At 44.9% G+C, this 12317-nt stretch carries 12 protein-coding genes and 1 pseudogene; all 13 read right to left on the reverse strand.

The features are described 5' to 3' along the window. Positions 1-21: 21 nt before the first annotated feature. A complete protein-coding gene (locus AY606_RS13730; protein ID WP_067869823.1) occupies positions 22-1050 on the reverse strand; it encodes a methionine synthase in 1029 nt (342 codons plus the stop codon). Between the two features lie 49 nt (positions 1051-1099). Beyond that, the gene (locus tag AY606_RS13735; protein ID WP_067869826.1) at positions 1100-2095 is read right to left on the reverse strand and encodes a putative oxygenase MesX; all 996 of its coding nucleotides are present in this window, start codon (positions 2093-2095) and stop codon (positions 1100-1102) included. Between the two features lie 707 nt (positions 2096-2802). Beyond that, positions 2803-3402 (reverse strand): DapH/DapD/GlmU-related protein, encoded by a 600-nt coding sequence (locus AY606_RS13740; RefSeq protein WP_067869830.1) that lies wholly within the window; start codon positions 3400-3402, stop codon positions 2803-2805. A gap of 60 nt (positions 3403-3462) precedes the next feature. Beyond that, on the reverse strand, positions 3463-4404 hold the full coding sequence (gene paaX / locus AY606_RS13745; RefSeq protein ID WP_067869833.1) for a phenylacetic acid degradation operon negative regulatory protein PaaX: 942 nt from the start codon (positions 4402-4404) through the stop codon (positions 3463-3465). Between the two features lie 62 nt (positions 4405-4466). Next, the gene (gene paaK, locus AY606_RS13750; RefSeq protein WP_067869836.1) at positions 4467-5759 is read right to left on the reverse strand and encodes a phenylacetate--CoA ligase PaaK; all 1293 of its coding nucleotides are present in this window, start codon (positions 5757-5759) and stop codon (positions 4467-4469) included. A gap of 60 nt (positions 5760-5819) precedes the next feature. Further along, a pseudogene (locus AY606_RS13755) lies at positions 5820-6890 on the reverse strand (acetyl-CoA C-acyltransferase); the annotation flags it as partial. A gap of 21 nt (positions 6891-6911) precedes the next feature. Continuing rightward, a complete protein-coding gene (gene paaG, locus AY606_RS13760; RefSeq protein ID WP_067869839.1) occupies positions 6912-7703 on the reverse strand; it encodes a 2-(1,2-epoxy-1,2-dihydrophenyl)acetyl-CoA isomerase PaaG in 792 nt (263 codons plus the stop codon). After that, positions 7703-8473 carry an enoyl-CoA hydratase-related protein gene (locus tag AY606_RS13765; protein ID WP_067869842.1) on the reverse strand — a complete coding sequence of 257 codons (771 nt, stop codon included), beginning with the start codon at positions 8471-8473 and terminating at the stop codon, positions 7703-7705. The genes paaG and AY606_RS13765 overlap by 1 nt, the downstream gene beginning before the upstream one ends. A gap of 40 nt (positions 8474-8513) precedes the next feature. Then, entirely contained in the window at positions 8514-9572 is a 1059-nt protein-coding gene (locus AY606_RS13770) for a 2Fe-2S iron-sulfur cluster-binding protein (protein ID WP_067869845.1), read from the reverse strand. A 75-nt stretch (positions 9573-9647) separates the two neighbouring features. Continuing rightward, on the reverse strand, positions 9648-10148 hold the full coding sequence (paaD, locus tag AY606_RS13775) for a 1,2-phenylacetyl-CoA epoxidase subunit PaaD (protein ID WP_067869848.1): 501 nt from the start codon (positions 10146-10148) through the stop codon (positions 9648-9650). Between the two features lie 28 nt (positions 10149-10176). After that, positions 10177-10932, reverse strand: a complete 756-nt coding sequence (gene paaC / locus AY606_RS13780) for a 1,2-phenylacetyl-CoA epoxidase subunit PaaC (RefSeq protein ID WP_067869851.1) — start codon at positions 10930-10932, stop codon at positions 10177-10179. A 17-nt stretch (positions 10933-10949) separates the two neighbouring features. Beyond that, the gene (gene paaB, locus AY606_RS13785) at positions 10950-11240 is read right to left on the reverse strand and encodes a 1,2-phenylacetyl-CoA epoxidase subunit PaaB (protein WP_067869854.1); all 291 of its coding nucleotides are present in this window, start codon (positions 11238-11240) and stop codon (positions 10950-10952) included. Between the two features lie 31 nt (positions 11241-11271). Further along, on the reverse strand, positions 11272-12216 hold the full coding sequence (paaA, locus tag AY606_RS13790; protein ID WP_067869857.1) for a 1,2-phenylacetyl-CoA epoxidase subunit PaaA: 945 nt from the start codon (positions 12214-12216) through the stop codon (positions 11272-11274). Positions 12217-12317 lie beyond the last annotated feature (101 nt).

Below are 12317 nucleotides of genomic sequence, written 5' to 3' on the forward strand. Positions count from 1 at the left end.
CTTGCTTTAGACTACGTTGGATTAAGCCTCAAGTTCTTGACGAACAATGGCAGCACCAGCGCTTAATGCTTCGAGTTTGCCGCGAGCGACTTGACGAGATAAAGGGGTCATACCGCAGTTGGTTGAAGGATAAAGTTTGTCTGCATCGACGAACTGAAGCACCTTACGTAGTGTATTTGCGACTTCTTCAGGCGTTTCAACTTGATTGGTTGCCACGTCAATTGCGCCAACCATGACTTTCTTTCCACGAATCAATTCAATCAAATCCATTGGCACACGCGAGTTTTGGCATTCTAATGAAATGATATCGAGCTTTGACTGTTGCAGTTTAGGGAATGCTTGCTCGTATTGACGCCATTCATTACCTAAAGTCTTTTTCCAATCTGTATTGGCTTTAATACCGTAACCGTAACAAATATGTACTGCCGTTTCGCATTTAAGACCTTCAAGTGCACGTTCTAAAGTCGCTACACCCCAATCATTCACTTCATCAAAGAAGACATTAAACGCTGGTTCATCAAATTGAATAATATCTACACCAGCAGCTTGTAATTCTAAGGCTTCTTGGTTGAGAATTTTCGCAAATTCCCAAGCCAACTTTTCACGGCTCTTGTAATGACCATCGTAGAGAGTGTCAATCATAGTCATTGGACCAGGTAATGCCCATTTAATCGGCTGGTCGGTCTGGCTACGTAAGAATTTTGCATCTTCAACAAACACTGCTTGTTTACGAGAAACTTCGCCCACTACGGATGGCACGCTTGCATCATAACGGTTACGAATACGCATAGTTTCACGCTTTTCGAAATCAACACCTTCTAAATGCTCAATGAACGTGGTGACAAAGTGCTGACGAGTTTGCTCACCATCACTGACAATATCAATACCCGCACGAACTTGCTCATGTAATGATAGTTTTAAAGCATCACGTTTAGCTTCAAGAAGTTCTTCCCCTTCAAGTTTCCATGCTGACCAAAGCTTTTCTGGTTCTGCTAACCAAGATGGTTTCGGTAAGCTGCCTGCAGTAGATGTTGGGAGTAAAATCGCCATGTTTTATCTTCTTTCTGTAAGTCATAAATCTGTAGATAAGTTCAGTGTCTTAAGCAGCATTTTGCTGAGCAGTGTCTTCTTGAAAATTAGTAGCCCATTCATCAAGAATTTCTTTATATGGCTTGATGAAGTTTTCTTCTGTCCATTTACCTTGTTTAACTGCAAGTTCGCCACGTTCTACACGGTCATACACGATGCGAGTTAAAGAATAGTCGCTATAGCTCAAGCTTGGCTGATACACCACACCTGCAGGTGAATTGGTGTTATAGATTTCAGGGCGATAAATCTTTTGGAAACTTTCCATGGTGCTGATGGCACTGATTAATTCAAAATCTGTGTAGTCACGAAGCAAGTCGCCAGCACAGTAAAATGCAAGAGGTGCATTCGCATTTTCAGGTTTAAAGTACCGAACGCTTAAGCCCATTTTGGCAAAGTATTCATCAGTACGTGAATAGTCATCGTTGGTGTATTCCACACCTAAAACTGGATGTACATTGGCTGTGCGATAGTATATTTTCGTTGTTGATACGCTCAGGCAAATCACAGGCTGTTTTTTAAATTCAGCTTTGAATACTTCTGAGTTCACAAGGTGTTTATATAATTTTCCATGTAAATCACCGAAATTTTCTGGCTTTTCATTAAACTTGCAGCCAAGCGTTGGCAATACCACACTGAAGTCATAATCACGTACATAAGATGAAAAACTGTTACCAATCATGCCTTCAATACGTTCATTAGTTTGATGGTCGATGATCGTGCTTTTGAGTGTTTCAATGAATGGAAAAGTATTTCCATTCCCTTCAATATCGAGTTCAGCGGAGATAATGTCAATTTCAAGTGAATAACGATCACCTTTAGGGTTATCGACGGTTGCCAGACTATTAAAGCGGTTGTTGATCATCGCTAAAGTTTTACGTAAGTTTTCTTGGCGACTTTCACCACGCGCTAAATTGGCGAAATTTGTGGTCTGACGTGTATTGTCAGCTGGTTTATAATTTTCGTCAAAACGAATGCGTTTAATTGAACATGCAAACTTATTACTCATGATAATCCGCTACCCTAATCTCTGAGAGAAAATATAAATTTCTGAATGAGGAGATTTATACTCGAACGAATACATGAATGAAAATGATTTTATCTAATGCAAAGATGAGTAAAATTCATGTTAAGGATTTTTATTCTCGCAAGCAGCAATGCAAGGCAGAAAAGCGGATTACCCAATATGTAATTGTATAAAGCCGTTAAGCTAGTATGAAATGGTTGAGAATAAAGCTGGGTTTATTTTTTAAAAATCATAAAAAACAATAATTTATTAAATATTAATTTTTAAATTTAGCTAAAAGATAGGTGTGTAAAAGTGATTTTAAGAGCATCAATTAAATTCAGTTTTTGACTTAAACACTTCTTTATCGGCTTTTTTTATTTGGGTCGTTGCGCACAAGAGTCATAATCTTATAAAGCGGTTAAAATCTTCAATAATGAATTTACCTCATCTAAAACTTAGAAAACATCAGCATATTCAGCCTGGTTAATTTTATTCAAATCGCTTGATAGCAGGTATGGATATGCAACATAAGGGATGCTGGATATATTTAGACGGATCAACAAAACGCTTTTCAAGTGAGAGCAAGCTTGATTATACAGCTTCGTGCTAATCAAGCTTGGGTTCTGAATAAATCTACCCAAGTGGTCAGTTAACCCGGACAGCTTGAAAAGTATCGGTTGAAATGTTGTTTTCGCCGTGGTTAAAAATCAACTGTTAGATTTGATGACATGTTCTGCAGCGAAATGTTGATAGGTAAGCCGATCTGCTGAATCTTCCGACAAGGGTAAAACTTCCTGCATGGTAGACAAACAGCGCTGGGTTAAGTGAATATATTGTTCGGTACCCTTGGTTTTCCAGGCAATTTCTTTAGCTTCCAAGCTACGGATCACCTTGGCAGGGCTACCGAATGCCAGTGAGTTTTCAGGAATCCGAGCCTTGGCTTTTACCGTGCTATTGGCACCAATAATGGTATTCTCGCCAATTTCAGCCTCATCCAGAATCACGCTGTTCATGCCCACCAGCACATTTTTGCGAATAATACAGCCATGTAAAATTGCGCCATGCCCAATATGACCGTATTCTTCCACTAAGGTCACGCTGTCTGGGAAACCATGAATGGTACACGAGTCTTGAACATTGGCATTTTTCTTAATACGAATCCCGCCAAAATCGGCTCTTAAGGCCGCGAAAGGACCAATATAGACTCCCGCTTCAATCACTACATCACCAATCAGCACCGCAGTCGGATGAACATAAGCTTGAGGACTGACCACAGGGATCACCCCATCTATGGCATAGCAAGGCATCGTTTTATTCCTTTAAAATCTGATTACTTTAAAATCTGATTACTTTAATAAATGATTGCTTTAATAGCTGATTTCTTGCTGACGCAAACCACCAAAGCGTTTATAGAACTGCGGATGTACAGGCGGCATGGAGCCTTCTGAGGTTCGTGCAATCTCCATGAAAAACTCTTCACCCGCAGCCACCACGGTTTGGTACAAGTTACTGCTCAAGTTCCGGGCATTGATGGATAACCAGTTTGAGGGTAACAGTTCAAAGGGCAGGTTGGGATCTTTTAATAAAATGCGACGATATTGATGAATCAGTAAAATTCGTAGTTGAAAGGCCTGTACCGGATCGAGCTCATCTTCATTTTCCACTAAATGAAAAAATTCCCTAAACACCCCGATGAATTTTTCATAACGCTGATGCAACTCCTGAACCGGCCAATTCGTCTCTACCATGCGTTTCACGGTTGGATAAGATTCCTGCCATAACAGTAAAGTTTCTGCCTTAAACACCACCACCTGCTCTGTCATTTTTAAATTTAACAGCAAGTTTTGCAGTTTGTTGTGATCACAGCCCGGATAGGCCATGACATTGCTGGCAATATTGGCAAAACCTAACCATTCCAGTTCTTTTTTTAGGAGCAGTTTGTTTTCCAGTTCGACCGAACTCAGCAGCACCAGATCCCATTTCTGATCCCATTCCTGATGAGTAAAACTGTAAATTTTTTGATCTGCCATCATAAAGCGCTGACGGCTGCTTTCAGTCACCCGATAATAACTGGTGCGGCCAATTTTCTCCGAGACCAGCCAGCCATTTTGAACCAGGCGAAATACCGCAGTACGAACGGATCTCTCGTTAAAACCAAATACATCCATCAACTGGATTAAACTGGCCAGACTGATAATACCACCGCGGTGAAAAATACAGTCACCAAAAATGGTCATGATTAATGAAGTCCCGCTCAATGCTTCATTACCAATAAAGTCATCGATGATTTGTTTTAATTTCGGATTCATTTCGTTTAACTTTACCTTTTAAAAACTGGATGATAAGTCATCGACCGATCATCCAGTAGAGCTTATGCAGACTTTCGGATATCAAATACACGCTGTGCCTTACCTTCAGAGCGTGGCAGGGTGCCTTCTGGTAGCACTTCCACACTCACACTAATACCCACCATGGTTTTAATCTGGCCCTTCAGCTGGGTCGCCAGTTGATGCGCCATAATATCGCTACTATCTTTACGCATTTCGGTACGGATATGCAACGTATCCATATGTCCATGTTTACAAATCTGAATTTGGTAGTTCGGGATGAGCTGCTGGATTCTTAAAATCTGCTCTTCAATCTGCGAGGGGAATACATTGACACCGCGGATGATCATCATGTCATCACTGCGTCCCACAATTTTATCCATTCGGCGCATGGTTCGGGCTGTGCCTGGCAATAAACGGGTCAGGTCACGGGTACGATAACGGATCACCGGCATACCTTCTTTGGTAATGGTGGTGAAGACCAGCTCACCCAGTTCAGCATCTTCAAGCACTTCACCGGTTTCAGGATTGATAATTTCCGGATAAAAATGATCTTCCCAGATGGTCGGACCATCTTTGGATTCCAGACATTCCATCGCCACGCCGGGTCCCATGACTTCTGACAGACCATAAATATCCAAAGCATCAATACCAAGACGCTCTTCAATTTCCTTACGCATTTCATTGGTCCATGGTTCTGCACCAAATACGCCAGTTTTGATTGAACAGTCTTTTGCCGTGCCGAATTTTTTCTCAAGCGCCTCAATAATATTCAGGCAGTAAGATGGCGTGACCATAAGTGCAGTTGGCTTAAAGTCATGAATCAGCTGCGCCTGACGTTCAGTTTGACCACCCGACATCGGAATTACGGTTGCGCCCAGGCGTTCAACGCCATAATGTGCACCTAAACCCCCAGTAAACAGCCCATAACCATAAGACACCTGAATAATATCTTTGCGGGTCAAACCGGCGGCTCGCAGAGAACGTGCCACCACATCTGACCAGGTATTGATGTCATTTTGGGTATAACCGACTACGGTAGGCTGACCGGTGGTGCCAGAAGATGCGTGCACACGTACGATCTGTTCCTGGGGTACAGCGAACATGCCAAAGGGATAGTTATCGCGTAAATCCTGTTTGGTGGTAAACGGAAATTTAGCCAGGTCTTCCAGTGATTTGAAATCATCCGGATGCACACCCGCATCATCAAATTTCTTTTTATAAACCGGACTGTTCTGATATGCATGCTGTAGGGTCTTTTTCATACGCTGAAGCTGAACACTGCGTAACTCATCCACCGATACCGTTTCAATTTTTTCCATTGCATTGTTATTCATCTTCTTACTCCTGACGCAGTCATCCTGACCACGATTTATTTCATTAATTGAATGATGTGCTTAATCCATATTTTCTAGAATCAGGGCAACGCCCTGTCCTACCCCCACACACATGGTGCAGAGTGCATATTTACCCTTACGACGTTTCAGTTCATGCATGGCTGTGATCACCAGACGCGTGCCACTCATCCCTAAAGGATGTCCCAAGGCAATGGCTCCCCCATTCGGGTTGATTCTCGAATCATCATCTGGCAGACCCAGTTCACGAATCACGGCAAGTGACTGCGCAGCAAAAGCTTCATTTAGCTCGATTACATCCATTTGCTCTAAGCTCAGTCCGGTCTGCTTTAAGACTTTCTGTACGGCTGGCACTGGCCCAATGCCCATATATTTGGCTTCAACACCGGCGCTGGCCATCCCGATCACTTTGACTTTCGGGCTCAAACCATATTGCTCGGCAAACTGCTGATTGCCGAGCAATACGCAAGCTGCGCCGTCATTGACACCCGAAGCATTGCCGGCGGTGACCGAACCGCCTTGTTTACGAAATGGGGTTTTTAAAGCTGCCAAATTTTCCAGGGTGGTTTCTGCTCGCGGGTGCTCGTCTTGCGAAATGATAAGCGTAGTTTTCTTCGCACCTTTGACTTCTACCGGCAGAATTTCTTCGGCAAAAATACCGTTTTGCTGTGCTACTGCTGTTTTCTGCTGGCTGTGATAGGCAAACAGGTCTTGATCTGCACGGCTAATCTGGTATTTTTCAGCGACGTTTTCTGCCGTTTCTGGCATGCTGTCGACCCCGAACTGTGCTTTAAATTTTGGGTTGATAAAACGCCAGCCGATTGTTGTGTCATAAATTTCAGGGCTACGACTAAAGGCTGTGGTGGGTTTGGATTGCACAAAAGGCGCCCGGCTCATGGATTCTACCCCACCGGCCAAAACAAATTGTGCTTCGCCCGATTTAATAGCGCGTGCTGCAAGTCCAATCGCATCCAGACCTGAGGCACATAAGGCATGCTGAACTTTGCTGAGATCGACATCAAACACATAGGTCGGATGCCCATGCATGGCTGCCAGTTGCGCAATACCAATCCCCATGGTCCCAGCACCGACCACAGCAACTTTTATTTGTTCTAAATTGAGCTGTTGCATGAATTAGCATCCTTTATATTCAGGCGTACGTTTCTGCATAAAGGCTTGTACACCTTCTTTATAGTCACTCGACCGACCGGCCAAACGCTGTAAATCACGCTCTAGAATGAGCTGCTGATCCAGATTATTGTCAGCTGCAGCATGAATGGCTTTTTTAATCAGTGACAGACCATAGGTTGGTTGCTGTGCCAGATGTTCTGCCAATTTTTTCGCTTCTGCTTGCAGTTGTTCATCTTCAACCACTTGCCAGATCATACCCAGTTGCACTGCGCGCTCAGCCGGAATTTTATCGCCGAGCATGGCAAGTCCCATCGCTTGGGCACGGCCAACCAGACGTGGCAGGAACCAGGTACCGCCTGAATCAGGTACCAAACCAAGCCGGCAAAAGGCTTGAATAAACGAGGCTGATTTTGCTGCAATCACAATGTCACAGGCCAAGGCAATGTTGGCGCCGGCCCCTGCTGCCACACCATTCACCGCACAAATCACCGGTTTTGGCATTTCGGTAATCAGCTTGATCAAAGGGTTATAGTATTTTTCAATCGACAGGCCTAAATCCGGTGCCTCAGCATTCGGATCAACCACACGGTCATTTAAATCCTGACCGGCACAGAAACCGCGACCTTCAGCTGAAATCACCACGGTACGAATCTGACTGTCTTTGGCCCAGGTCTTGATGACCTTGGAGACTTCCTGATGCATGGTTTCATTAAAGCTGTTGAGCTGTTTGGGACGGTTAAAGGTCAGGTAGCCCACTGCATTTTTTTCTTCGACAATAATTGTTTGATATTCCATTACACACCTCTAAATTCTGGTTTTCTTTTTTCTAAAAATGCATTGATGCCTTCTTGGCGATCCTGGGTTGCAGCCAGCCAGACAAAATGTTGACGCTCTAATTTAAGTCCCTGACTTAAAGTCACTTCATGAATCGACTTTAAAGATTGCTTGATGGCACGAATGGCCAGCGGTGCCTGCTTGGCAATTTTTCCTGCCAGTTCCAGTGCGTATTGCACGGTTAAAGCTGGCGGACAGACCTGGCTGCTAATACCTTGTTGCAATGCGCTCTGTGCCGAAATCATTTCACCGGTCATGGCCCAGCGCATCGTCAATTGCTGCCCGACCAGACGGGCCAGACGCTGTGTGCCACCCGCACCTGGCAGCATCCCCAAAGCTATTTCAGGCAAGGCAAACTGGGCATTCTCACCTGTGACGATCATGTCGCCATGCAAAGCCAGTTCAAAACCGGCACCCAAGGCATAGCCATTCACGGCCATGATTAAAGGCTTGGAAAATTCATCAATTTTTTTCCAAAGCAGCGGGCGCTGATCCTGCTGGATGCTGACCACATCTAACTGCGCCAGCTCATTTAAATCAGCGCCGGCTGCAAAGCATTGCGTATTTCCGGTGATGACCACGGCCTTCACCGCAGCATCTGTTTCCAAGTTCTGTAAACAGGCTGCAATGTCTTGCAAGGTGGCATTGTTTAAAGCATTGCGCTTTTCCGGGCGATTCAGCTCAATCAGCACCACACCTGGCTTGGGTGAGCTGGTTTTAATGTAGGTCATCCTTGAACTCCTGCTGTTCTCAGTGCTGTAAATTCAGCTTTTATTCATCGAAACTCAGGCGTACATTGGCTGTAATCGGGCGTGCCTGACAGCTCAGCACATAACCTTTCTGGAGTTCATCTTCCTCCAGACTGTAATTCACAGCCATTTCAACCTGACCCTCTAACACCTTACATTTACAGGTTGCACAGACCCCGCCCTTGCAGGCATATGGCAGGTCTGCCCCGGCACGTAGCGCAGCATCTAAAATACTGTCATCCTGTTTGGATACTTCAACCATCAGCTCACGGCCATCCAGAATAATATTGACGCGTTCTTCACTGCGGCTTTCAATTTGCTGTGCACTTGCTCGCGGTGCAGTACCGGTATTGAAGCGTTCAGTGTGAATCTTGCTGGGCTGAATGCCCCAGGTCGGTAATACCGTTTCGACCGCTGCCATCATTTCTTCAGGACCACAGGCAAAACAGTGATCAGTGTCGGCTGAAATCAGATTGGCCTGAAACAGCTGCTGCAATTTATCCGCATTGATCCGACCATTAAAGATCTCGCTGTCATTCAGTTCACGGGAAAAAATATTCACCAGTTGCAGACGTTCCTTAAAACGGTCTTTCAGGTCCATGATCTGCTCAGAAAACATGGTCTGTTTCCAGGAACGGTTGCCATATACTAGGGTGAATGTTGCTTCCGCTTGACCGTTCAGCACCGACTTTACAATCGACAAGATCGGCGTAATGCCACTGCCTGCTGCAAAGCCTAAATAATTCTGGCCACCCGTTTTGGCTGCTTTTTGGAAGAACACACCTTGTGGTGGCATGACTTCTACAACATCGCCCGCTTTGAGATGCGCATTGGCCCAGGTTGAAAACTGCCCCTGATCAATTTTTTTAATCGCAATACTCATGTCTTCCTGAGTATCACTACAAATGGAGTAACAGCGGCGCAGTTCGCCGTCATCGGTTAAATGACGAATGGTCAGGTGCTGACCCGGCTGATATTGAAAAGCATCTTTCTGCTCAGGCTCGAGATCAAAGGCAATGCAGATCGCCTGCTCGGTTTGTGGCTGAATCGATTTAATGGTTAACGGTATAAATTGGCTCATGGCAAAATCCTTCTTTTAGCTGGCGGTGTTCAGGCTTGTTATTGGTTTACCCTGCCCACCGCGCAATCGTTACAATTAAATACATTTGAAATAGTCAAAAGTTTCTAAGCAGTCCCGACATTGATATAAAGCTTTACAGGCGGTCGAACCGAATTCACTTAATAATTTGCTGTTGTGACTTAAGCACTGTGGACAGGTGATGCCATCTGTTAAAGCGACATGCGTACCGCAGCTATGTGACTGGCCTTGCGGCGGTGCAATACCATACTGCTGTAATTTGTGTTTGCCCGATTCACTCATCCAGTCCGTGGTCCAAGCTTCAGAAAGGTCCACAATCACTTTGACTGGCGTCAAACCGTTCGCCTCGAAAGCCTGGGTAATTTCTGCCTTTAATACATCGGTGGCCGGACAGCCGCTATAGGTCGGCGTGAGTCGCACCACAATTTCATCCTGCTGATTCAGCTCGACGCCACGAATCATGCCCAGATCAATCACTGACAATACTGGAATCTCTGGATCAGAAACCTGCTGCAAAACGTCCCAACATTGATCTTCTACGTGTCGAATCAGATTCATGCGACTCACTCCCTGTGATTGTGTCAAATTACCAGTTCATGTTTGGATATGAACGCTGCATGTATTGCAGTTCGGCCAAAACAAAACCAAGATGCTCTGTATGTAAACCCTGTTTAGCACCACTACGATAAGCGCCCAGCTCTGGCAGGCTTAATTCAAATCGGGCTAATTCGGCTGTAATCGTCTGCAGCCACTGTGCTTTTAAGGTTTCAATTTCTGGAATTACTCCAGTCTCGACCAGCTGTTTTTCCTCAGCCGTCAATACAAAAAGTTCCGCGGTAAAACGCCATAACTGGTTTAAACCTTGCTGGGTTTTTTCATGCGCTTCTGCTGTACCCAAACTTAAGCGCTCCATCCAAGTGGTAGAAAAACGCTGGTGATATTTCACTTCTTTGAGTGACTTCACTGCAAAGGCAGCCAACTCAGCATGCTGGCTTTCACTTAAGGCACGAAACAATAAAGCGTGGTAGTGATCCATCAACCACTGGCGCACCAAAGTCTGGGCAAAGTCACCATTCGGCTGTTCGCACAGCAGCAAATTACGGTATTCACGCTCAGTACGGAAATAAGCCAGCTTGTCTTCATCACGGCCCTGCCCTTCTACTTCACCCGCCAGACTGAGTGCAGTACGTGCCTGACCGAGTAAATCCAGTCCAATATTGGCCAAGGCAATATCCAGTTCCAGTTCAGGTGCATGACCACACCACTCTGCCAAACGATGTGACAGGATCAGTTGACTGTCACCCATATGTAAAAGAAATTCTGCCAATACTTGATTTGTCATAATCTTCACCTTTTCCTTTACATGTGCTCGATGCCAGACGGAATGTTATAAAAGGTTGGATGACGGTAAACCTTGTCCATCGATGGTTCGAAAAATTCTGCTTTTTCATCCGGTTGTGAAGAGGTAATCAATTCTGATTTAACCACCCAGATACTGATACCTTCATTGCGGCGGGTATACACATCGCGGGCATTTTGTAATGCGACTTCCTCATCCGATGCACGCAGGCTGCCGACATGACGGTGACTCAGACCCTGTTTACTACGCACAAACACTTCATAAAGTGACCAGTTGTTTTTGTTATTCATGAGCAAATTTCCTTATATTGATCAAACTGTTTTAAGCAACTTTTTGTGCGGCTGACTGTTGCTGCTGCTTTTTCGCATAGACTGCTGCTGAATCACGTACCCATTTGCCGCCTTCCCACGCTTTGCGGCGTGCTTCAATACGCTCGTGGTTACAAGGTCCCTTGCCTGCAAGAATCGCAAAAAACTCATCCCAATTGATTTCACCAAATTGGTAATGTCCAGTTGCTTCATTAAACTTGAGGTCTGGATCGGGAACCGTTAACCCCAGCTGCAAGACTTGCGATACGGTGTTATCGACAAATTTCTGACGGAGCTCGTCGTTGCTGAACAACTTCACTTTCCACTGCATACTTTGTGCACTATTCGGTGAATTATCGTCGCTTGGACCAAACATCATCAGTGCCGGCCACCAGAAACGATTCACTGCATCCTGTGCCAATTGTTTTTGTTCCGGCGTACCATTGGCCAATTGCATCATGGCCTCAAAGCCCTGACGCTGATGGAAACTCTCTTCCTTGCAGACGCGCACCATGGCACGTGCATAAGGACCATAAGAAGTCCGACACAGCGCAACCTGATTAACAATCGCTGCCCCATCCACCAGCCAGCCAATCGCTGCAACATCGGCCCAGCTCAGGGTTGGATAGTTAAAAATGGATGAATATTTCATGCGACCGGCAATCAGTTTATCCATCATGTCGTCACGATCCGCACCCAAAGTTTCTGCAGCACTATAGAGATACAAAGCATGACCGGCTTCATCCTGGACTTTCGCCATCAGCACTGCTTTACGTTTCAAGGTCGGTGCACGAGTAATCCAGTTGCCTTCGGGCAACATGCCCACCACTTCAGAGTGTGCGTGCTGACCAATCTGACGAATCAAGGTCTTACGATAAGCATCCGGCATCCAGTCCTTCGGCTCGATAGAAATATCCTTTACAATCTTTTGATCAAAAATTTGTTGTTGATGATTCATTGTTGCCTCACTTATCCCAAGTGTTGATACATTCAAATTAAAACGATACATAATTAAAATCAATATATATTTATTGGTATCATTTAATTTTAAAAGTCTAT

Origin of the sequence: Acinetobacter sp. SFB (assembly GCF_001647545.1) — a bacterium.
Lineage (GTDB): Bacteria > Pseudomonadota > Gammaproteobacteria > Pseudomonadales > Moraxellaceae > Acinetobacter.

Coding starts and splice junctions, on each gene's coding strand:
- AY606_RS13730 (WP_067869823.1), bottom strand. CDS start 1,050: ATGGCGATTTTACTCCCAACATCTACTGCAGGCAGCTTACCGAAACCA.
- AY606_RS13735 (WP_067869826.1), bottom strand. CDS start 2,095: ATGAGTAATAAGTTTGCATGTTCAATTAAACGCATTCGTTTTGACGAA.
- AY606_RS13740 (WP_067869830.1), bottom strand. CDS start 3,402: ATGCCTTGCTATGCCATAGATGGGGTGATCCCTGTGGTCAGTCCTCAA.
- paaX (WP_067869833.1), bottom strand. CDS start 4,404: ATGAATCCGAAATTAAAACAAATCATCGATGACTTTATTGGTAATGAA.
- paaK (WP_067869836.1), bottom strand. CDS start 5,759: ATGAATAACAATGCAATGGAAAAAATTGAAACGGTATCGGTGGATGAG.
- paaG (WP_067869839.1), bottom strand. CDS start 7,703: ATGGAATATCAAACAATTATTGTCGAAGAAAAAAATGCAGTGGGCTAC.
- AY606_RS13765 (WP_067869842.1), bottom strand. CDS start 8,473: ATGACCTACATTAAAACCAGCTCACCCAAGCCAGGTGTGGTGCTGATT.
- AY606_RS13770 (WP_067869845.1), bottom strand. CDS start 9,572: ATGAGCCAATTTATACCGTTAACCATTAAATCGATTCAGCCACAAACC.
- paaD (WP_067869848.1), bottom strand. CDS start 10,148: ATGAATCTGATTCGACACGTAGAAGATCAATGTTGGGACGTTTTGCAG.
- paaC (WP_067869851.1), bottom strand. CDS start 10,932: ATGACAAATCAAGTATTGGCAGAATTTCTTTTACATATGGGTGACAGT.
- paaB (WP_067869854.1), bottom strand. CDS start 11,240: ATGAATAACAAAAACAACTGGTCACTTTATGAAGTGTTTGTGCGTAGT.
- paaA (WP_067869857.1), bottom strand. CDS start 12,216: ATGAATCATCAACAACAAATTTTTGATCAAAAGATTGTAAAGGATATT.